At 70.5% G+C, this 21448-nt stretch carries 20 protein-coding genes; 10 read left to right on the top strand and 10 right to left on the bottom strand.

The annotated features are described in order from the left end of the window. Positions 1 to 40: 40 nt before the first annotated feature. The 4 genes from HQQ88_RS13870 to HQQ88_RS13855 are packed head-to-tail and all read right to left on the bottom strand — an operon-like array spanning position 41 to position 3846. On the bottom strand, positions 41 to 970 hold the full coding sequence (locus tag HQQ88_RS13870; RefSeq protein ID WP_173169760.1) for a glycosyltransferase family 2 protein: 930 nt from the start codon (positions 968 to 970) through the stop codon (positions 41 to 43). Continuing rightward, positions 960 to 1658: an acyltransferase gene (locus HQQ88_RS13865; protein WP_173169759.1), complete on the bottom strand. Its 699-nt coding sequence runs from the start codon at positions 1656 to 1658 to the stop codon at positions 960 to 962. The genes HQQ88_RS13870 and HQQ88_RS13865 overlap by 11 nt, the downstream gene beginning before the upstream one ends. Further along, the gene (locus HQQ88_RS13860) at positions 1655 to 2731 is read right to left on the bottom strand and encodes a glycosyltransferase family 1 protein (RefSeq protein ID WP_173169758.1); all 1077 of its coding nucleotides are present in this window, start codon (positions 2729 to 2731) and stop codon (positions 1655 to 1657) included. The genes HQQ88_RS13865 and HQQ88_RS13860 overlap by 4 nt, the downstream gene beginning before the upstream one ends. Next, a complete protein-coding gene (locus HQQ88_RS13855) occupies positions 2728 to 3846 on the bottom strand; it encodes a glycosyltransferase (protein ID WP_254067115.1) in 1119 nt (372 codons plus the stop codon). The genes HQQ88_RS13860 and HQQ88_RS13855 overlap by 4 nt, the downstream gene beginning before the upstream one ends. 163 nt (positions 3847 to 4009) lie before the next feature. Between HQQ88_RS13855 and HQQ88_RS13850 the strand changes: the two genes are divergently transcribed. Next, the gene (locus tag HQQ88_RS13850; protein ID WP_173169757.1) at positions 4010 to 5824 is read left to right on the top strand and encodes a DUF4012 domain-containing protein; all 1815 of its coding nucleotides are present in this window, start codon (positions 4010 to 4012) and stop codon (positions 5822 to 5824) included. Positions 5825 to 5910: 86 nt separating this feature from the next. Further along, the gene (locus tag HQQ88_RS13845) at positions 5911 to 6471 is read left to right on the top strand and encodes a sortase (protein ID WP_173169756.1); all 561 of its coding nucleotides are present in this window, start codon (positions 5911 to 5913) and stop codon (positions 6469 to 6471) included. A gap of 64 nt (positions 6472 to 6535) precedes the next feature. Here the strand turns inward: HQQ88_RS13845 and HQQ88_RS13840 are convergent, their stop codons facing one another. After that, positions 6536 to 7006: a VanZ family protein gene (locus HQQ88_RS13840; protein ID WP_173169755.1), complete on the bottom strand. Its 471-nt coding sequence runs from the start codon at positions 7004 to 7006 to the stop codon at positions 6536 to 6538. A gap of 260 nt (positions 7007 to 7266) precedes the next feature. Here HQQ88_RS13840 and HQQ88_RS13835 point away from each other — a divergent pair, with 260 nt between their 5' ends. The 4 genes from HQQ88_RS13835 (at position 7267) to HQQ88_RS13820 (ending at position 14702) form a co-directional block, all read left to right on the top strand. Beyond that, positions 7267 to 7596, top strand: coding sequence for a hypothetical protein (locus HQQ88_RS13835; RefSeq protein WP_111086112.1), 330 nt, complete (start codon positions 7267 to 7269; stop codon positions 7594 to 7596). 97 nt (positions 7597 to 7693) lie between these two features. Next, positions 7694 to 8023, top strand: coding sequence for a hypothetical protein (locus HQQ88_RS13830; protein ID WP_181437589.1), 330 nt, complete (start codon positions 7694 to 7696; stop codon positions 8021 to 8023). A 306-nt stretch (positions 8024 to 8329) separates the two neighbouring features. After that, positions 8330 to 13858 (top strand): Ig-like domain-containing protein, encoded by a 5529-nt coding sequence (locus HQQ88_RS13825; protein ID WP_173169754.1) that lies wholly within the window; start codon positions 8330 to 8332, stop codon positions 13856 to 13858. Positions 13859 to 14000: 142 nt separating this feature from the next. Then, complete coding sequence (locus tag HQQ88_RS13820) at positions 14001 to 14702, top strand: SDR family oxidoreductase (protein ID WP_173169753.1); 702 nt, start codon at positions 14001 to 14003, stop codon at positions 14700 to 14702. A gap of 16 nt (positions 14703 to 14718) precedes the next feature. Here HQQ88_RS13820 and HQQ88_RS13815 read toward each other — a convergent pair whose 3' ends face one another. The 3 genes from HQQ88_RS13815 to HQQ88_RS13805 all read right to left on the bottom strand — a co-directional run bounded on the left by HQQ88_RS13815 (position 14719) and on the right by HQQ88_RS13805 (position 16884). Beyond that, positions 14719 to 15450: an SOS response-associated peptidase gene (locus HQQ88_RS13815; protein ID WP_173169752.1), complete on the bottom strand. Its 732-nt coding sequence runs from the start codon at positions 15448 to 15450 to the stop codon at positions 14719 to 14721. Between the two features lie 117 nt (positions 15451 to 15567). Further along, positions 15568 to 16194, bottom strand: a complete 627-nt coding sequence (locus HQQ88_RS13810) for a hypothetical protein (protein ID WP_173169751.1) — start codon at positions 16192 to 16194, stop codon at positions 15568 to 15570. A 3-nt stretch (positions 16195 to 16197) separates the two neighbouring features. After that, complete coding sequence (locus tag HQQ88_RS13805; protein WP_173169750.1) at positions 16198 to 16884, bottom strand: hypothetical protein; 687 nt, start codon at positions 16882 to 16884, stop codon at positions 16198 to 16200. 254 nt (positions 16885 to 17138) lie between these two features. On the opposite strand from HQQ88_RS13805, the gene HQQ88_RS13800 reads away from it, so the two are divergent. From HQQ88_RS13800 to HQQ88_RS13790, 3 genes are read left to right on the top strand one after another with little or no spacing between them, the layout of a single operon-like run. After that, positions 17139 to 17564: an organic hydroperoxide resistance protein gene (locus HQQ88_RS13800; RefSeq protein WP_123293624.1), complete on the top strand. Its 426-nt coding sequence runs from the start codon at positions 17139 to 17141 to the stop codon at positions 17562 to 17564. A 9-nt stretch (positions 17565 to 17573) separates the two neighbouring features. After that, positions 17574 to 17960, top strand: a complete 387-nt coding sequence (locus HQQ88_RS13795; RefSeq protein WP_173169749.1) for a YchJ family metal-binding protein — start codon at positions 17574 to 17576, stop codon at positions 17958 to 17960. A gap of 34 nt (positions 17961 to 17994) precedes the next feature. Then, positions 17995 to 18948 carry an SDR family NAD(P)-dependent oxidoreductase gene (locus tag HQQ88_RS13790; RefSeq protein ID WP_173169748.1) on the top strand — a complete coding sequence of 318 codons (954 nt, stop codon included), beginning with the start codon at positions 17995 to 17997 and terminating at the stop codon, positions 18946 to 18948. 29 nt (positions 18949 to 18977) lie between these two features. On the opposite strand, the gene HQQ88_RS13785 is transcribed toward HQQ88_RS13790, so the two are convergent. Then, the gene (locus HQQ88_RS13785) at positions 18978 to 19844 is read right to left on the bottom strand and encodes a shikimate dehydrogenase (protein ID WP_173169747.1); all 867 of its coding nucleotides are present in this window, start codon (positions 19842 to 19844) and stop codon (positions 18978 to 18980) included. 58 nt (positions 19845 to 19902) lie between these two features. Here HQQ88_RS13785 and HQQ88_RS13780 point away from each other — a divergent pair, with 58 nt between their 5' ends. After that, positions 19903 to 20910, top strand: a complete 1008-nt coding sequence (locus HQQ88_RS13780; RefSeq protein ID WP_173169746.1) for an iron-siderophore ABC transporter substrate-binding protein — start codon at positions 19903 to 19905, stop codon at positions 20908 to 20910. A 104-nt stretch (positions 20911 to 21014) separates the two neighbouring features. Here HQQ88_RS13780 and HQQ88_RS13775 read toward each other — a convergent pair whose 3' ends face one another. Continuing rightward, positions 21015 to 21419 carry a DUF1304 domain-containing protein gene (locus HQQ88_RS13775; protein WP_123293628.1) on the bottom strand — a complete coding sequence of 135 codons (405 nt, stop codon included), beginning with the start codon at positions 21417 to 21419 and terminating at the stop codon, positions 21015 to 21017. Between the last annotated feature and the right edge of the window lie 29 nt (positions 21420 to 21448).

Below are 21448 nucleotides of genomic sequence, written 5' to 3'. Positions count from 1 at the left end.
CAAGCGAATGCGGTCAGGACGACCACGGGGCGATCGGCACTCACCGCGTGCTCCGGACGAGTGCCCTGCTGTACCCGCTGAACCGACGGGCCGCGGGGCTTCCCGTTCCGTGCCGCACGGCGGCGACGAGCCCGCGGAGACCGAGGCCGGAAGCGACGACGGCGGTCCAGAGCCCCACGGAGCGGCTCGAGGGAGCGAGGTGGGTGGCGTAGAAGTCGCGCAGGTTCAGGACCCAGGCGGCATTGACCGTCGTCGACGCCGACGAATCGCTCTGGCCGACCAGGTGCGTGGCGCGCGCCTCCGGGGCCAACCAGACCCGGCGCCCCGCGCGTCGGACCCGGTGGCAGAACTCGATGTCCTCGGCGTACATGAACCAGCGCTCGGAGAGCCCACCGACTTCGTCCCACGTGCGTCGAGCGACGACGAAGCACGCACCGGTCACCCACTCCACGGGCATCGTGCCGTGGACCTGGCGAGGCAGGAGGTAGTGCCCCTCAAGGAGCGGGAGTCGCGCGCTCAGGCGGGACAGCCCGAAGTAGTGCGTGAACATCCGCCAGACGGTCGGCATCCGGCCGGCGGACACGATCCGCTGCGGAGCGGGCTGTTCGACGAACGGCGCGACCACATCGCCGGGGTAGGACCCCAGCGCGTCACGGAGAACACGGATGCCGTGCGCCCCGATCTGTGCGTCGGGGTTGAGCAGCATGACGAGATCGCCGTTCGATCGGCGGACCCCCTCGTTCACCGCTCGTGCGAATCCGACGTTCTCGTGGTTCTCGATCACGGTGGCCGACGGCCAGGCGCTCCGGACGACGTCGACGGTGTCGTCGGCCGATGCGTTGTCGATGACCACGAGTTCGAGGTCGTCGATCCCGGTCAGTGCATCGAGTGCGTCGAGGACGACACCGGCGCTGTTGAAGGTCACGATGACCACCGACAGGGTCGACTGGACGCGGTCATCAGTCGTCACGGTCGTCCTTCCGGCTCGTGCGCACCTGCGCTGGGACCCCTGCCACGACGGCGAACGCGGGGACATCCCGGGTGACCACCGCGCCGGCGGCCACGACGGCCCCGGAACCGACGGTGACGCCCTTGAGGATGATCGCGCCGGCTCCGATCCAGCAATCATCGCCGATGACGACGGGAGTGCGGTCGTGGCCCTGCTCACGGATCGGGGCGACGAGGGAGTCGAACCGGTGGTTCTCGCTGACGACGGTCACGTTCGGTCCGAGCAGGCAGTCCTCGCCGATCGTGATGCCGCCCTGCCCCCAGATGACGTTCCCGCGTCCGACCGATGTCCGATCGCCGATGCGTACGCCGATTCCGGGCTCTGCGACGACACCGCTGCCGCGGATCTCGGCACCGGCGCCGACGGTGACGTTCTCGCCGAGCCACACGCCGCGCTTCGCGAAGCCGTCGATCGTGACGTCACGGTTGAGTGAGGTGCCTCGCCCGATCCGGACGTACTGAGGGTGGCGGATGACGACGCCACGCGCTCGGAAGCGCGGTCCGATGTCGGCGAACCGTCGGGGCAGCGTGAGGCCGCCGATTGCCTGGAGCCCCTTCACGGCTGCGAACTGGCGCAGGACGCGTGGCGGGACGTCGGCGCTCATGGGCCGACCGCGGAGTCGTGCGTAGAGGGTGTCCAAGATGCTCATCGGCGGGCGTTCTCCCTCTGGTAGCCGGCTCGGATCACAGCGACCACGTCGGCCCACGGCCGGTTTCCTGGCGCCTGGGTGACGTCGCGACGCCACGGGCGGTCGATCTCCGCGGTGACGGCGTCGGCGATGGCCACGGTGTCACGCGGGTCGACGTAGGTCACCGCGTCGCCGAGGACCTCGTGCAGCACAGGACGGTCGGATGCGATGACCGGGGCACCGCTCGCGAGCGCTTCGATCGGTGGCAACCCGTAGCCCTCGTCGAGCGACATGAACAGCATCATGCGGCACTCGCGGTACAGCCACGCGAGCCGTGCGTCGTCCACCGCCCCGGTGAACAGAACGGAGCCGTCCGCCACCGCCGTGCGCGCGGCGGCGGAGAGGGTCTCGGTGCGTCCGTCTGGACTGCCCACCACCACGAGTGGGAGATCAGACGAAACGCGCCCTGCCCGCACCACTGCGTCGATCACGGTCCCGACGTTCTTGCGGACGTTGAGCCGGCCGACGGTGAGGAGGAAGCGGCCAGGGTGCAGCTCCGGGTCCGCTTCCGTGCTCGCGTGCTCTCGTGTGATGGCAGTCGGGACGCCGAGGCCCGTCGACTCGACGCGCTGCAGTTCGGGGTTCCACGCCTTGATGCGTTCCACCTCGGTGCGCGAGGAGGTGAAGACGATGTCGGCTCGGCGAGCGAACCGAGGGATCAAGCTGAGGTAGATCCGCTCCGCTCTCGTGAACCACTCCGGGTTCGACTGGAACAGCACGTCGTGCACGAAGACGCCGCTGTTCCGTGTGCCGGCGGCGAAGTTCTGCGCGAGCGTCGCGTCGAACGGCCCGAGGCGCCGATCGGTGTGCCGGAGAGCCACGCGGTTGATGAACGGATGGAATCTGAGCGACGTACCGGTGAAGACGAGATCCGGCGACTCTGCGCGAGCGTGGGAGAGCTCCGCTGCGGGCACGACGAGGTGCAACTCGTCCGCCGGGAAGGACTGCCGCCACGCCCCGACGACCTCGCGGAGCACCATGTGGCCGGACGGCGGCCCGTTCATCCACCAGTAGCCGTCGAACAGGACCCTCACGGCGAGTCCCCGGAAGGAAGCTGCCGGCGCAGGAGCGCCTCGTAGGCTGCGCAGACCTTGTCCCAGGAGTAGACATCGGCGGCGCGCTGCCGGCCGAGCTCCGACAGCTCCCGCTGTCGCACCGAGTCGTGCAGGACCGTGCGCAGCGCGGAGACGATCGCATCGGGTTCGGGTGCGGTGAACGCCCCGCTGTCGCCGAGCACCTCACGGTTGTAGACAGTGTCCCGTGCAACCACCGGAGCGCCGAGCGCCATGGCCTGCACCAGGGCCGGGTTCGTGCCGCCGACGCTGTGCCCGTGGAAGTATGCGCCGGACTGTGCCCAGAGCGTGTGCAAGAGCTCGTCGTCGTTCACGTGACCGAGCCAGTGCACCCGCTCGTGCGCTCCCGCGAGTCGCTCCGCCTGCTCGTCGAGTTCACCGCCGAACCCCGACGACCCGACGATGACGACGTCGTGGGTCCGGGCGAGCTCGGGCGCTGCCGCGAAGAACTCAGCGATCGTGTTCTCCGGGACGAACCTGGCGACGACGAGGACATACGCCCCTTGCTCGAACGGTGTGACGGCCGCGGTCGGGTGCGGATCACCGCCGTACGGGATGAAGTGACCGCGCCGACCCAGGTGCTCGGACCAGTGCGAGCCGATGGCCTTGGCGTCGACGATGATCTCGGTCGCCCAACGAGCAGTCATCCGGGCGCCCGTCCGGAACATCGTCCGCGCGAGACGTCCCCACTTCGCCCGTTCCCACTCGATCCCGTCGACGTTCACGACGGTGGCGATCCCTCGGGCGCGGAGCAGGGGGAGCCAGAACCCGTTGGCGACGTTCATCACGAGCGCGACGTCGGGTCGTGTCCACAACGCGTGCAGCGAGGAGGTGAGTCCGAAGGTCAAGGTGCTGAGGGACTTGCTCTGCAGGCCTCGCGTGACGATCGAGCGGACTCGGGGGTCGGCCTCGAACTCGTCGTCGGTCGTGCCAGGCCGGCCGTAGACGGTGACGTCCCAACCGCTGGCCGCGAGGTGCGGCGCGATGTGGCGAACAGCGGTCTCGAAGCCGCCGTAGAAGCTGGGGTAGCCACGCGTGCCGATGATCGCCACCGATGGAAGACCTGTGCCAGTCAACTTGCCCCTCATCACGACCGAAGTCCGCTCGGTCGCTCTCCGGAGCAGTCGGCGGGTCGAACATAGCAAACGCGAGCACCTCTCTTTGCTTTCACGCGCGCTGATATCCCGGAACGCGGCCACGTCTCCGGAGGACGTCGACCCGGCCTCCTAAGCTGAGGCCATGTCGGACGCACCCGAGTCTCGACGTGCTGCTCGGACCCGGGGGCCTCGACGTCGCTGGCTCCTGTGGGGCGTCCTCTTCATCGTCCTGCTCGTGATCGCCGCGGTCGCCTGGGTGACGATCCGCGGGGCGCTGGCGAAGCAGGACCTCGAGTCGTCCGTCGCACACGTCGACACCCTGCGGTCGCAGTTGGCCAAGGGCGACACTGCAGCTGCACAGCGCACGGCGGTGCAGCTCGAGTCGAGTGCCGCCGACGCCCGGGCGAAGACGAGTGACCCGGTGTGGGCCGTCTTCGAGCACACGCCGTTCATCGGGGGCAATCTCCGCGCCGTCCGCCAGGTGTCCGCGATCGTGGACGACGTGGCGAGTGACGCCGTCCGTCCGGTCGCCGGGGTCCTGGGCGACGTGGACGTCGACGCGTTCAAACCCAAGGACGGAAAGATCGACCTGCAGCCGCTCGTGGCGGCGCAGCCGGCGGTCGCCAAGGCGACCACCGCGCTCAGCAGGGCGACCAGCGCGGCCGACCGGATCGACACCGGTGACACCGTGTCGGCGGTGACGGACGCCGTGAACCAGCTCCGGGCCTCCTTGGCGTCTGTTTCGGAACAGGCGGTCGTCGCGGACAAGGTGGTCCAGCTGGCGCCGGCGATGCTCGGCGACGGTGGCGCGAAGCAGTACCTCGTGCTCTTCCAGAACAACGCGGAGCTGCGTGCCGGCGGGGGGATCCCCGGAGCGGTGGCGCTGCTGGACGTCAAGGACGGCGCGATCTCGCTCGGGCAGCAAGCGTCGACGTCGGACTTCCCGCAGGCCGACAAGCCAGTGCTGCCGCTGACCACGGAGACGCAGGGCCTGTACGGCTCGATCACCGGGGAGTTCATCCAGGACGTGACTCTGACGCCACGGTTCGACACCTCGGCGAAGCTCGCCCGGGAGATGTGGAGGCGGCAGTTCGGGCAGCGGGTCGACGGCGTGCTGTCGATCGACCCCGTGACGCTCGGCTACATCCTGAAGGCCACCGGACCGGTGAAGCTCGCCACCGGTGACGAGCTGACGTCGGACAACGCGGTGCAGCTGCTGCTCAGCGATGCGTACGCCAAGTACCCGGACCCGGCGGTGCAGGACCTGTTCTTCGCGTCCGCGGCAAGCGCGGTGTTCACGAAGGTGTCCGAGGGCGGCTTCGACCCGAAGGAGTTCATCGCGGCGCTGACGACCGGTGTCGACGAAGGACGGGTCAAGCTCTGGAGCGCCGACAAGAGCGAGCAGTCGGAGCTCACCGGGACGGCCATCGCAGGGGGACTGCCGACGAGCGACGCGAGCTCGCAGCGGTTCGGCGTCTACCTGAACGACGCCACCGGCGCGAAGATGGACTACTACCTCGAGAAGACCGTCTCGGTCGGCAGCGAGGTGTGCCGGAAGGACGGTCGACCGACGTGGACGGTCGAGGTCACGTTGACGAGCACCGCCCCGGCGGACGCGGCGACGAGCCTGCCGGAGTACGTCACCGGGGCCGGAGCATTCGGCGTAGCGCCCGGCGCAGTTCGGACAAACGTCGCCGTCTACGCCCCCTCTTCAGGGGTGTACGTCACATCCACTCAGGATGGCAAGACCGCGTCCCCGCAGACGGCGACGGACGGCGACCATCCCGTCGCGCAGTTCCAAACCACCCTCTCACCAGGGAAAAGCACGACGATCCGGGTTCAGTACCTCGGTGGACCGGACCAGGGGCGAACGCCGGTCGACGCGGTGTCGACCCCCGGTGTTCACCAGTCGGTTACAAAGCCCCTGGCCACCAGCTGTGAATCCCCGGTAGATTGAGCCGACTTCGCAATCGCGCCTGCAAGTACTCGGGGCTGGTCGCACTTCCATCCGCGCGAAGCCATCAGGGTCTAGGGGACACATCCATGAAGAAGATCATCGCTGCGGTCGTCCTGGCCGCTGCTGCGTTCGTTGTCGTTCCGTCCGCTGCCAACGCCGCCGGCTACGTGCCCGCGTCGAACGTCAGCGTCTCGGGTTCAGCCGTTTCCGGTGGCACCGCGACCGTCGGCTTCGCCGCCGGTTCGTTCGTCGCCAACGAGACGGTCTCCGTCTCCGTGACCGGTGCTGGCGCCGTCACGCTGGGCGCGCTGCCCATCACCACCGTCTCCAAGACCTACACGGCGTCGTCGACCGGTGCCGCTGCGGTCTCCGTCACGCTGCCGCAGGGCGCGTCGGGCACCTACTCGCTCACCGCGACCGGCGCCACCTCGGGCAACGTGGCCACCTCGGCCCTGACGGTCGTCCCGGCCGACGGCACCGCCGTCGTCCCGGCCGCTGCTGCCGGCACCAACGGCAACGGCGAGCTCGCCTTCACCGGTTCCACGATCTCGATGCTCGCGATCTGGGTCGCCGGCGGCGCCGTCGTCCTCGGTGGTGGCCTGCTGCTGGTCCGCACCTCGGTCCGTCGTCAGCGCGAGTCCGTCTGAGTCTCGAGCGACTGAACGAAGCCCCCGGAGCGCATCGCTCCGGGGGCTTCGTCGTGTCCGGGTGTCAGCGACGCCGTCGGTGCGCCGCCCACGACAGCACCAGCACCCCGAGCAGCGAGCCCAGGACCGCACCCAGGCCGTTCGCCAGGACATCGGCCAGTGACGCGGTGCGCGCGGGCAGGAAGAGCGCCTGGCCGGTCTCGATGCCGACGCTGACGACCACGCCCGCAGCCGCAGCCGCCCACCACCACCGAGCGCCCGCGAGCAGGACCACGAGCAGGCCCAGCGGGACGAAGAAGACCACGTTCGACAGCGACTCGATCGTGCCGTAGCCGAACCAGCCGGGGGCCCCGTGGCGATGAGCGACCTCGATCACCCGGTCGAGCGTCGGACCGGCCGCCGCGTCGACGGGTGAACCCCAGAACCCGACGAGCACCACCGCAACGCCGTAGGCGGCGGCGAGCCACGTCGCCACCCGACGGCTGCGTCCGGTGGCCGGGGCGCGCCCTGGATCGCGGGGACTGTCGGAGGTCACCCGACCGACGGTAGTGAGTCGGGCCTCCCGGATGAGTGTCTCCGTCATTCCGTGACGCATCTCGGAGGTCCGGAAAACGAGTACCCCGATCTGACCCGTGTACCCCGGAAAGACGTCACACCACCCCGGAAACCCGGGGGACGCCGATGGGTCGCATTGACGGAACCCGTGAATCAACGGGCATCGCTGGCGGTTCGGGCCGCGGTTCTCGTAGCGTTCTGGTGTCAGCAGATGTACCCCGGATCGTGAAGGAGAGCGACATGAGCATCACCGTCAACAACGCGACGCAGGCCGAGGTCACCCTCGACACCGACACGGTCGACACCATCGCGATCCTCGAAGCCGACGCGGCGACCTCGACGCGTCCGACCCGCGCCAAGGTCACCTGGGTGCAGGAAGACCAGGGCGAGTGGATCGCCGGCTACGGCGGGTACTTCGGTGGCAGCGTCGACAAGCGCGACGGCCGCTTCGTCGCCTCGGACACCTTCGGCCTGGTCGTCGGTGAGTTCGCATCGCTGGAAGAAGCGCAGACCAAGCTCGAGGACCAGCTCCACGTCATGCTCCCGTCGGTCATCCGACCGGTCGAGTAGGCACCAGCGGCGCCGTCGGCGCCCGTCCCACCACGCACCATCGGCGTCCGCGACGCCCGCAGCACCAGTACGCAGCACAGCCCGAAGGAGCACGACCATGAGCATGACCGCCGATCACCACCAGCAGACCGAAGTGACGCTGGACACCCGGACGATCGAGGTCATTGCCGAGATCGAGGCACAGGTCGTCGCCGACACCGCGCCGGCTCGCGTCCGCATCAGCTGGGCGCAGCCCGACACCGGGCTCTGGGTCGCCAACTACGGCGGGTACTACGGCGGCACCGTCGACCGGCAGGGCACGCACTTCTTCGTCGCCGACACGTTCGGCGAGTACGTGGGGGACTTCCGCTCCCTCGACGAGGCCAAGGGGCGTCTGGCCGAACGGCTGCACGTGCTGCTGCCCGACGTGATCCGCGCCACCGCCTGATCCGGACCACGCTCGAACCCCTGAAACCCCACCGGATCCCGGTGGGGTTTTGCTGTGCCCCGAGCGGGTGACGTGGGCCTGTGACGCGCCTACCCCCACAACGAGTGGTCCCCCCTATTGGGGACCCGTTCCGTCCCCACATCGGTATCGAGACCTGCCAGTATCGACCCGGCGCCAACGACCGTTCTCCCTGAACCGACGGCCGTTGATCAGCGCCCGCATCGTCTCGACCCGAAAGTGATCATGCTGCCTGGAAACCAGGGCACCGCTGTGCCTCGACGCCGCTTCGGCGTCCGTACCGTCGCCATGTTCGGCGCTGCGCTGCTCGTCGGCGCCGGTCTCTCGACGACCACGGCGGTCATCGCCGCTGAGTCCGCCTCGGCCGTCACCGCGATCTCGAACGGTGCACTGGTGTGCGACCAGAACACGCTCTACGCCATCGACGGCACGGGCAAGGTCGTCGCGGTGGACATCACCACGGGCGACTCCAAGGGCACGACCGCCGACGTCACGAACCTCGGCACCGGCGCGAACAACGGCCTCGGCATCTCGCGTGAGGGCCTGTCGATGTTCGCCGCGTCGAACAACGTCAGCGCCACGCTCCGGCAGTACGACCCGAAGACCGGGACCGCGTCGGATCCGATCGCCACGGACAAGACACGGACCGTGATCCGCGGTGCGGTCAACCCGAAGAACGGCATCTACTACTACGGCGACAACACCGGCTGGCTCGGTGCCTACGACCCCGCGACCAAGACGTACCTCGGTCAGGTCGGACAGATCAACGGGCTGAAGGCCGGCAACGGTGACTTCGCGTTCAGCTCGCGCGGCCTGTTCTTCGTCGTCGCGGCCGACACGGTCTACCGCGTCAACACCGACGAGGTCCCGAGCACCTCGGGCAGCACGGTCATGACCACGTCCGCGATCGCGACCCTGCCGGCAGGCACCAGCAGCCCGGGCATCGCGTTCTCGTCCGACGGCTACCTGTACGTCTCGAACACCGTGACCGCGAACAGCGTCTCGACGACCACGATCTACCAGCTCGACCCCACCTCGGGTGCGCAGGTCCGCAGCTTCCCGATCGTCGGCAACTACGCCGCCAGCGACCTGGCCAGCTGCAACTACGCCGACACCGTCACCGGTGAGTCGAGCGTCGACAAGCGCTGGAACACGGGCGACCAGTTCGGCCTCGCCATCACCGGCGGCGGCATCGACCCCACCAAGAGCGGCACCTCGGCCACGACGACCGGCCAGAGCACCGGCACCCAGTCGCAGCGCGCCGGCGCCGTCCTGAGCACGCCGAACAAGGACTACACGGTCACGCAGACCGCCTCGGGTACCACCGACCTGGCGAACTACGACACGTCGTGGGTGGCGCTCAACCAGACCACCAGCGCGTTCATCGCGAAGGGCGCCGGGAACACCGGCACCTTCACGTTCCCCGCAGCCACGACCGCCGACGGCACCGACGTCATGGTGACGTTCACCAACACGCTCAAGGCCGTGCACGTCACCACGACCTCGGACACCGGCAACACGCCGAACGGCACGAAGCTCACCGTGCCCGCGAAGGGCGTCTTGGCGAACGACAGCGGCACCGGCCTGTCCGTCGTGTCGAACACCACGCCCGCCCACGGCACCGCGACCGTGGCCTCCGACGGCTCGTACACGTACACGCCGGCCGACGGCTTCTCGGGCACGGACACCTTCCAGTACACGGCGAAGGACTCCTCCGGCCAGACGTCGACCAGCACGGTGACGATCACCGTCGCCCCGGCGGGCACCGACGACGCGTTCAGTGTGCACGCCGGCCAGACCGCGACTGCGGACGCCAAGACGGGTCTGCTCGCGAACGACCACGGCACCGGCCTGACGGTCACGGGCAACACGAAGCCCGCCCACGGTGACCTGACCGTCGAGAAGGACGGCTCGTACTCGTACACCCCGACCGCCGGTTACTCCGGCCCGGACTCCTTCACCTACACGGCGAAGGACGGCGACGGCGCGCCGATCAGCGGCACGGTCACCATCACGGTGCTGCCGACCGCGGTCGCCGACACCGTCACGGCGACGGCCGGCTCGCCGATCAGCGGAAGCGGCACCCCCGGAAGCGGCACCCCCGGCACCGGCACCCCCGGCACCGGCACCCCCGGCACCGCCCCCGGCCTGCTCGCCAACGACCTCGGCTCGGACCTGACGGTCACCGGCAACACCAAGCCCGCTCACGGTGACGTCGTCGTCGCGAAGGACGGCAGCTACACCTACACGCCCACGACCGGCTACTCCGGCCCCGACTCCTTCACGTACACCGTCACCGACGGCACCGGGGGGACCGACACCGTGACCGTGACCGTGAACGTCGCCCCGCTGGCGAAGGACGACACCGTCCGCGTCGCCGCCGGCACCACCTACACCGCCGACACCCGCGCCACCGGCGTCCTGGGCAACGACCTCGGCACCGGCCTGACGATCTCGTCGAACACGAAGCCCGCGCACGGCGAGCTCACCCTCGACAAGGCGACCGGTGCGATCACCTACACGCCGGCCGACGGCTTCTCGGGCACGGACTCGTTCCGGTACACCGCGACGGACACCGCCGGTGCGCCGACGACCGCCACGGTGACCATCACGGTCAACCCGACGATCGCGAACGACACCACGACGACGAGCGCCGGCACCCCGGTGAACGTCGACGTGCAGCACAACGACCGCGGCTCGGACCTGGTCACCACGATCGTCACCGGTCCGGCGAACGGCACCGCCGTGGTGGCCGAGGACGGCACCATCGAGTACACGCCGACGGGTGACTTCTCCGGCACCGACTCGTTCACCTACACCGTGACCGACGGCTCGAAGGTCACCACCAGCCCGGCGACGGTCACCGTCACCGTCCAGCCGGTCGCGAACGGCGACACCGTGTCGACGAAGTCCGGCGAGACGCTGACCATCGCGCCGGAGACGCTCACCGGCAACGACAAGGGAACGAAGCTGACCGTCACCGACGCGGCCGCCGTGCCGGACGCCGACGGCACGACGCACGGCGACGTCACGATCGACCCGACCACCGGCGTGATCACGTACACGCCGAAGCCCGGCTTCTCGGGCACCGACACCGTCACCTACACGGTGCGGGACGACTCCGGCCAGACCACGACCGGCACGATCACCGTCGTCGTCGGCCCGATGGCCACCCCGGACACCGCGACCGCCACCGCCGGCACCACGCTGAGCGTGGGCGGAGACGGCGACGACCGCACGGGCGTGCTCGCGAACGACGAGGGCACGAAGCTCACCGCCACGGTCGACCTCGAGCCCGCGAACGGCGACCTCGAGCTGGCGGAGGACGGGTCGTACACGTACACCCCGAAGGACGGCTTCTCGGGCACGGACACCTTCACCTACACGGCGAAGGACCCCTCCGGCGGGACGGCCACGGGTGTCGTGACCATCACGGTCGAGCCCGGCACCGAGCCGGACGAGATCACGGTCAAGGCAGGCGGCAGCAAGACGGTCACCTCGGCCGAACTGACCGGCAACGACCACGGCACCGGCCTGTCCGTCCTCGACATCCCCGTCGGCAAGAGCGGCACGAACGGCACCGCAGTCCGGAACGACGACGGCACCGTCACCTACACGCCGAAGCCCGGCTTCTCCGGCACCGACGAGTTCACGTACACGGTCACCGACCGCAACGGCCTCACGAACACCGGCACGGTCTCCGTCCGGGTCACCCCCGTCACGGCGGGTGGCTCCACGTCCACCGACGCCGACGGATCCATCACCGTGCCGGCCGACAAGGGCGTGCTCGACGGCGCCACCGGCACCGACCTGCACGTCACGGACAACACCGACCCGTCGCACGGTGACGTCGTCGTCGACGAGGACGGCGGGTACACCTACACGCCGAAGCCCGGCTACTCCGGCCCGGACTCGTTCGACTACACCGTCACCGACGGCTCCGGCGGCACGACCACCGGCACCGTGACGATCGTCGTCGCCCCGAAGGCCGTCGCCGACACCGCGACCACCACCGCCTCGACCCCGGTCGACGTCGTGGTCACGGGCAACGACTCCGGCACGAAGCTCACCGTCACCGCGGTCACCAAGCCCGGTCACGGCGAGGCCGCGATCACCGGAGGCGGAGCCGGAACCGGCAACACCGGCACCGGCACCGTCACGTACACGCCGGCCGACGGCTTCTCCGGCACGGACACGTTCACCTACACGGTGACCGACCCGACCGGCGGCATGGCGAAGGCGACCGTCACGGTGACGGTCAAGCCCGTCGCCGTCGCGGACACCGTGCGCACCAGCGCCGGCACCGCGCTGGCCATCGCCGGCACGACGCTGACCGCCAACGACCACGGCACGACGCTCACGGTCACCGGCCACGGCGACGCCGCGCACGGCACCGTGACCAAGGGCACCGAGCCCGGCTCGCTCGTCTACCTGCCGAAGAAGGGCTTCTCCGGCACGGACACGTTCACGTACACCGTCACGGACGGCTCCGGCCAGACCACGACGGCGACCGTCACCGTCCTGGTCGGCACCATGGCGACCCCCGACACCGGCCGCACCGCCACCAACGGCACCGTGACCGCGACCGTCGGCACGGGCGTCCTCGCCGACGACGAGGGCACCGACCTGTGGGCGAAGCTCGACCGCAAGCCGGCACACGGCTCCGTGGCGCTGGCGAAGGACGGCTCGTACGTCTACACGCCGGAGCACGACTGGTCCGGCATCGACACCTTCACCTACACGGCGGTCGACCACGACGGCAACACCGCGACCGGCCTCGTGACGATCACCGTCACCCCGACGGCGACGAACGACAAGGCAGCCACGAAGGCCGGCAAGTCGATCACCGTCGCCGGCCCCGGCGTGCTCGGCAACGACCACGGCAGTGACCTGACGGTCGTGACCTCCGGCAAGGCGGGGCACGGCACGGTCTCGATCGCCGCGGACGGCACGTTCGTCTACACCCCGGCGAAGGGCTTCTCCGGCACCGACACCGTGACCTACCGGGCACAGGACGGCTCGGGTCAGCAGGTCGACGCCACCGTCACCGTCACCGTCGGCATCGACGCGACGAAGGACGCCGGCCACACCATCGCCGGCACCCCGATCTCCCGCGACGCCGCCCACGGTCTGCTCACCAACGACCAGGGCACCCGCCTCACCGCAGCGCTGGACCGCAAGCCGGCCCACGGCACGGTGACGGTCCAGCCCACCGGCGCGTACGTCTACACCCCGGCCGCCGGCTTCACCGGCACGGACACCTTCACCTACACGGTGACGGACGCCTCGGGGCAGACCACCACCGCCACCGCCACGATGACGGTCGTCGCCGCCGCGGTCGCGAAGGACGACTCCGCCACCGGGACCGTCGGGCACCAGGTCACGATCGACCCGCTCGACAACGACTCCGCCTCGGGCGGTGCCACCTTCGAGACGGGCACCCTGCACCTGATCGACCCGGAGACGGGCAAGCAGTCCGACCGCGTCGTCGTCAGCCACGAGGGCGCCTGGACCGTCCGCGACGGCAAGGTCGTCTTCACCCCGGCGAAGGGCCACACCGGCACCACCTTCATCGGGTACACGGTGACGGACAGCAACGGCCAGACGGTGACGGCGACCATCACGGTCACCTACCCGACCGGCATCGCGGCAGCGGTCCACACCGCGGAGCTCGCCTTCACCGGTGCGACCGGCCTCGTCGGCCTCGGCCTCGCTGCGATCGCACTGCTCCTGGCCGGCGTGCTGCTCGTGACGCGTCGCCGCATCGCGGCGGGCATCGCAGCCGCCCCGGGGATCCGACGCAGCGCGCGTCCGTAACCACCGCGGTCGACCGGGAGGCCCGGATCACGTCAGCCGACAGGCGCACGTGACCCGGGCCTCCCGTCTTCCTGCCGTGGTCGCGTCCGACGCACGCCGTCACGCGGGGCGGTGCGGCTCCGCCGCTCGCTAGCCTCGGAGGATGAGCGACCGACCCACCGCACCCGGCCGACCCACCGCGATCGTGACCGGTGGGACCAGCGGCATCGGACGCGCCGTCGTCGAGGAGCTCCGCCGGACCCACGAAGTGATCGCCGTCGGGCGTGACCGCGTGCGGCTCGACGAGGTCGGGGCGCTCGACCACGTCACCGCCGTGCAGCTCGACCTGACCGACGCCGCCGGGTTCCCGGCCTTCGCCGACTCGGTACCGGAGCTCGACGTCCTGGTGCACAACGCAGCGATCGTCGAACGCCTGCGTGTCGAGGACGCCCGCGCCGAGGACTGGCAGCGCGCCTTCGCCACCAACGTCATCGCGCCGGCCGAGCTCAGCCGGGTGTTCCTGCCACACCTGCGCCGGGCCGCCGGGTCGGTCGTCGTGATCAGCTCGGGTGCCGCGCGACGGGCCGTGCCGAACAGCACCGTGTACTCCGCGTCGAAGCACGCGCTGCAGGCCGTCACCGACGGACTCCGCCAGCAGGTCAGCGCCGACGGGATCCGGGTGAGCACCGTCGCGCCGGGACCGACCGACACCCCGCTCGCGCACACCGGCGATCGGTACGGTCCGGCCGACCCCGACGTGGTGCGGAGCGACCCGTCGACCGTCGCCTCGGCCGTGCGGTTCGTGATCGACGCCCCGCGGGACTCCCAGATCGCCGAACTGTGGGTGCGCCCGAGCGTCGAGTAGGGCGGCGTCTCGCTGGCTACGCCACCGGTTCGATGAGCTGCGGGCCGTCGTTCTTCACGCTGTTCACGGTGCGGGCGACCTCGTACTGCTCCAGGCCGGCCGCGACCGTCAGCGACTCGTGGTCGAGCAGGGCCAGCAGGTCGTCGGTCGGCAACTCGCCCCCCAGCCAGTCGTCGTAGCCGTCGGGCGTCAAGAACGCCGGCATCCGGTCGTGCACCTCGCCCGGGGCAACGTGGGCGTCGCGGGTGATGATCGCCAGCGACAGCCGCCACTTGTCCGGGTCGCCCTCGGGCTTGGTCGGGTCCGGCCAGGCACTCACGACCCCGGCCATCGCCAGGGCACCGCCGGGCTCGTGCACGAAGTGCGGCTCCTTGCCGTCCTCGCGCACCACCCACTCGTAGTAGCCCTGCGCCGGCACGATGCACCGGTTCGTCGCGAAGGCCCGCTTGAACATGCCGCTCGTCGCGACCGTCTCGATGCGGGCGTTGATCGGCTTCGGGCGCTGCTTCAGGAAGTCCTTCGCCCAACTCGGCACGAAGCCCCAGCTGATCTGCGGCAGCTCGCGCTCCCCGTGCCGCTGGCGCACCGCGGACACGGGATCGGTCGGGGCGACGTTCCAGCTCGGCACCAGGCCGGTCCCCACGACGCCGGTGTCCTGGTCGACGTGCTCGGTCCGGTCGGCGAGCTCACCGAGGAGCTCGGGCAACAGATCAGCCGTGGTGTCGGAGACGACGAACCTTCCACACATGCGCCCAGTGTGCCCCGTGCCGCCGACAGTCGCGCGGCTGGGGTCGTTCCCGTGCCCCGTATCCCGCTTCGTGAGCAGAAATGGTCGGGTCCCGTCACGCCACCCGACCATTTCTGCTCACGAAGTCGGGCCGGCCGGGACCTCGAACGGCTCGGCGGCCTCGGCGGCGACCCGCGCGCGTTCGGAGCGGCCGAGGCGGACGACGTACTCGGGCAGCACGAGGACGTAGAGCGCGACGGACACCACGGGCCACCAGGGCGCGACGTCGAGCAACGGGCCAGCACCGACGGCGGCTACCCCTGCCCCCAGCAGCGGGGTGACGCGGGCGAGCGTGCCGATCAGGCCGCGGCGGAGCAGGACCGTGTCGGTGCGGACCGCCTCGCGGTCGTCTGGACGGACGGGGCGTGGCCGTCGCAGCAGGTAGGGCTGCACCGACCACCGCACCGAGTTCTGCCACGAGGCCCGCACCTGCCGCCCGTTGATCGTCGCCGAAGGGTCCGGCGGGCGCCGCGTCGGGAAGCACGCGAACGTGAGCAGACCCACGCCGGCCGCCAGCAGCACGATGGCCGCCACGCTGCGGAGCGGAGGCTGCGCCGTCCAGCCGAGCAGGGCCTCCAGGACGAGCATGCCGACCAACGCGACCACAGCCGCGCCGCCGGACCACGCTGCCGCGCGGCGGACACGACGCGGGTCCAACACCTCGTCGACGTGCTGGAAGAAGATCCGCCAACCGAGTGCGAACACGGATCAGTCGCCCGGCAGCGAGAGCTTGCTGCCCTTCGGGGTGCCGGGCCGGCCGCGGGCGGGCGGCGCCGGCGGGACGGGCGGGAGGGCCTCGGCCTCGACGCGCAGCTGCTCCTGGCGGCCGAGGGTGCGGATGCCCCCGATGGCGGTGACGGCACCGGTCGCCGGGATGAGGATCCAGACCGCGGAGAGACCGACGATGTCGTCGTTCGTCGAGATCGTGAAGACGTTGAGCAGCACGGTCGCGAGGAACGCGAGTCCCCACCCTCCCAGCAGCAGGTACCCGCGGAACGCTGCCCGGACCAGCAGGTCGCGGGTCTCGGGCATGCCGTGCAGGACGGCGTCACGGTGCTTCGGGTCGACCGCGGGAGGGTTGCGGCGGTAGTAACGGGCGATCGCCTCTTGGGTACGCCAGCCGATGCCAGGGATCGGCGGGACGTTCCAGCCCTTCGGCCCGACCGGTACGAAGCACGTGCCGATGAGTCCGATGCCGGAGGCGAACAGCACCGCCACGACGATCGCAGCGGCGACGGGGACGGAGCCGTCGTCGAAGAACAGTCCGAGTACGACGAGTCCCGCCAGCGCGACGACGGCCACGATCACGCCGACGACCACGATGCGGCGGCGGCGCTGCACGCTGACGAGAGCGGGCAGTCGCTCCCGGTACACCTGCCACCCGATCTTGAACACGTGTCATGTCTACCCGGGCGCGGGGCATTGTGGCGCGGGCGCTCGGGCGCTCGGTACTTCGTGAGCAGAAATGGTCGAGTGCGCTCGTGAGGCCCGACCATTTCTGCTCACGAAGTTCACGAAGTGCGCCGCGGGGGCCCCCGCGGCACGCGCGCCGCGGACACGCCCGGCGGGCCGGGCACGCGCGGGCGCCCGGCCCCGGCACCCCGGGCACGCGCAGCACACGTCCAGGTGGGCGCGATGACCTCAGCTCCATGAGTCTCGACATCGTCTACACCGCAGCCGCCCACGCCACCGGAGGCGGCCGCGACGGGCACGTCCGCAGCGAGGACGACCGGCTCGACCTGGACACCCGCCCGCCGAAGGAGATGGGCGGCAGCGGCGAGGGCACCAACCCCGAGCAGCTGTTCGCCGCCGGGTACGCCGCGTGCTTCCTCGGCGCACTGCACGCCGCGGGCAAGGAACTCGACCTCGACACCACCGGCGCCGAGGTCTCCGCCGAGGTCGGCATCGGCGGCGCCGGCAACGGCACCTTCGGCCTGGCGGTCGAGCTCGACGTCTACGCACCGGCCGCCCCGCAGGAGCAGCGCCAGCGCCTGGCCGAGCGCGCGCACGAGATCTGCCCGTACTCGAACGCCACCCGCGGCAACATCACCGTCGCGCTGTCGATCGTCGACTAGCGTTCCGGCGTGGTCATCGACGAGACGCGCTGCCCCTGTCTGAGCGGCAACCCCTACGGCGAGTGCTGCGGCCCCCTGCACCGCGGTGCGGCCGCGCCGACCGCGGAGCGCCTGATGCGCTCACGCTTCAGCGCGTTCGCGCTGGGACTGCCGGAGTACCTGTTGCTCACCTGGCACCCGCGCACCCGTCCGGCAGCCCTCGAGTTGGACGCGTCCCAGCGCTGGACCCGGTTGGACGTCCTGACGACGACCTCGGGAGGCCCGTTCGACTCCCAGGGCACGGTCGCGTTCTGCGCGTGGTGGCGTTCCGACGACGACCGCGGCACGCTCGAGGAGACGAGCGAGTTCGTCCGCGAGCAGGGACGATGGTTCTACGTGGACGGGGTCGTCACCTGACGGGTCCGCACCGCGCCAGCTGACAGGAGTCGACATGCCCGCACGCGACCTCACCCGCTTCGGCGGCCGGACCACGGCCGTTGAGGTCGTCGACGGCCTCGACCTGACGGGACGCACGGCGATCGTCACCGGTGCCGCCTCCGGCATCGGGGTGGAGACCGCCCGAGCACTCGCCGGAGCCGGGGCACGCGTGACGCTCGCCGTGCGGGACGTCGACGCCGGGCGCCGGGTCGCGGACGACATCGCCCGGTCGACGGGGACGGACGCACCGACCGTCGTCGAACTGCACCTGGACCGCCCGGGCTCCGTCGAGGCGTTCACCGCAGTGTGGTCTGGGCCGCTCGACGTGCTCGTCGCCAACGCCGGCATCATGGACGCGCCCGAGTCGTACACGCCCGCCGGGTGGGAGTCGCAGTTCGCGACGAACCACCTCGGGCACTTCGCCCTCGCGCTCGGGCTGCACGACGCCCTGGCCGCTTCGGGTTCGGCCCGCATCGTCTCGGTGTCGTCGAGCGGTCACGGCGGTTCGCCCGTCGTGTTCGACGACCTGTTCTTCCGCCGGCGTCCCTACGAGCCCGGCCTCGCCTACGGCCAGTCGAAGACCGCCAACGTGCTGTTCGCCGTCGCTGCCGGCCGGCGGTGGGCCGCCGACGGCATCACCGCGAACGCCCTGATGCCCGGCGGGATCTGGACCGGGCTGCAGAAGCACTGGGACCCGGAGGTCCTCGCCGCCACGAAGATCGCCGCCGCCGACGCCGTGAAGACACCGGAGCAGGGAGCCGCGACCTCGGTCCTGCTCGCCACCGCACCGGAACTCGACGGCGTCACGGGCCGCTACTTCGAGGACTGCCACGAAGCCGCGGTGGTGGAGCGGATCGAGGACGGCCTGCACGGCGTGCTGCCCTGGGCGCTCGATCCGGACCAGGCCGACCGGTTGTGGGACGTGTCCGTCGCCCTGCTCGACGCCGAGGCGCGGTCCCGCGGCTGACCGCGGGTCGCCGGTGTCGTCGTCGTCGCCTAGCTGCTGATGACGGCGGGCAGGCCGACAGCCGCGCGCATCGCACGACGGACGGCGGCCTCGTCGGGCAGCAGCTCGTCCTCGTCGCCGGTCAGGAAGAAGCGGATCTGGCCGATGGCCTGCTCGGTGAGCATGTCGAGGCCGTTCAGCACCCGGCCGCCCGCACCGGCCCAACGTGACGCGACGGCGGTCGGCCACGGTTCGTAGGCGACGTCGAACAGCACGGCGTCCGACCCCGACGGCACCAGCTCGAGCGGGTCGGCCGCGCCGCCGGGCAGCGTCGACAGGACGAACCCGTGGTGGGTGCCGGGCAGGTCGGTGAGTGGCAGGACCTCGAGCGAGACGCCGAGCCGCACGGCCAGCTCCACGAGCGGCCCGGCCTTCGCGGTGTCGCGCAGGAACACCCGCACGAGCGACGCCCCGAGCCGCACGGCCGCGGTCAGGGCGCTCGCCGCGGTCGCGCCACCGCCCAGGATCGTGGCCTCCCCAGGCAGGTGCCCGAGGGCCTCGACCGGTCGGACGAGCCCCTGGACGTCGGTGTTGGCGCCCGCGCGGACGATGCTGTCGCCCTCGTGGCGGAACGCGACCGTGTTGGCGACCCCGAGCTCATCGACCAACGGGGTCGTGCGGTCCAGGAGCGGCAGCACCTCGCGCTTGAGCGGCATCGTGAGACTCAGCCCGCGCCATCCGGGACCCAGCCCCGCGACGAACGCGTCGAGCCCGCCGGACGCGACCTCGTGCCTCCCGTACGACCACCCCAACCCGAGCGCGTCGTAGGCCGCTTCGTGGAGCGTGGGGGAGAGCGAATGCGCGATGGGGGAGCCGAGCACCGCGAGGCGCGTGCGGTCTGGATCTGGGACGGCCACGATCACCCAGCCTATCCAGCTGATTTCCTGTACGCCCCGTTAGGTTAGGCTACCCTTCGTGATCCGCTCATCCCTTCGTCTCCGACGTGTCCTCGCCGCTGCGGGTGCCGTCGCCGCAGCCTCCCTCGTCCTCGCCGGCTGTGCCTCGGGCTCCGGCTCGTCCACCGACACGGCTTCGTCCGGCTCGTCCGACGGCGCCTTCCCGGTGTCCATCACGACCGGCCTCGGCACCACGACGATCGACTCGCAGCCCAAGCGCGTCGTCGCACTCGGCTGGGGTGACGCCGAGACCGCGCTCGAGCTCGGCGTGCAGCCGGTCGGCGCGAGCGACTGGCTCGCCTTCGGTGGCGACGGCGTCGGACCGTGGCTCAAGGACGCTTACACGAAGTCGCCGAAGATCATCCAGACGCTCGAGCCGAGCTACGAGGACATCCTCAAGCTCAACCCCGACCTGATCCTCGACGTGAAGTCGTCTGGTGACAAGGACCGGTACGACAAGCTGTCCGCGATCGCGCCGACCGTCGCGATCCCGAAGGGCGGCGAGAACTACCTCGCCTCGACCGAGCAGCAGACCACGATGATCGCGAAGGCGCTCGGCAAGGAGTCCGAGGGCAAGAAGCTGCTCTCCGGCCTCGACGACGCCTACGCCGAAGCGCGCAAGGCCCACCCGGACTTCGAGGGCAAGACCGCCGTCGTCGGTGCGTACAGCTCCGAGGGCTTCGGGGCGTACGCCTCCACCGACAGTCGCTCGTCGTTCATGAAGAACCTCGGGTTCACGATCCCGTCGGCCATCGACAAGGAAGCCGGCAAGGCGTTCTCCGTCACGCTGTCCGACGAGAACCTCGACCTGCTCGACGCCGACCTGACGCTGATCCTGCCGATCTACGTCGACGCGTCGAAGGCCGAGGCTGACCCGCTGTTCCAGAAGGTGCCGTCGGTCGAGGCTGGCCACTACATCGTCTTCGACGACAAGGACGTGTCGTCGGCGTTCTCGATGGGCACCACCGCTGCGATCGAGTGGGCGCTCGACAAGCTGCCGGCCCAGTTCGAGGACAAGCTCGGCTGACCTGGCCGGTCTTCACCCGCGAAAGCGACAGGGTGCCGCCGATGTTCGGCGGCACCCTGTCGCTTTTGCGGGGTGTTCGGGGCTGACGGTGTGGTCGGGACGGCTCAGACGGGGAAGCTCGAGCCGAGCAGCGCGAAGAGCAGGGCGATCAGCGGGAGCGTGCCCTGCTTGAACGCGGAGTTGACGTACTTGCGGCCGGAGCCGACCAGGATCACCGCGGCGCCGAGCATGCTCGCGGTCGAGAACACGACGAGGGTCCAGCCGGTCGCGGTGTTGCCCGCCAGCACCAGCACGACACCGAGGATCGCGCCGATCGCCAGGAACAGGTTGTAGAACCCCTGGTTGAACGCGAGGGAGCGGGTCGCGTCGGCCTCGGTCTCGGTCGCGATGCCGAACACCTTGCGGGCGCGTGGACTCGTCCAGATGATGGATTCGAGGAACCAGATGTACACGTGGACGAGGCCAGCGAGGACCGCACACACGCCCGAGATCACGAGCAAGACCGACATGTGCTCATTCTCGCAGGCGTCGGCGGGGT

It is taken from the genome of Curtobacterium sp. VKM Ac-2861 (assembly GCF_013204965.1).
GTDB lineage: Bacteria > Actinomycetota > Actinomycetes > Actinomycetales > Microbacteriaceae > Curtobacterium.
This window is presented reverse-complemented; position numbering and strand designations above follow the sequence as displayed.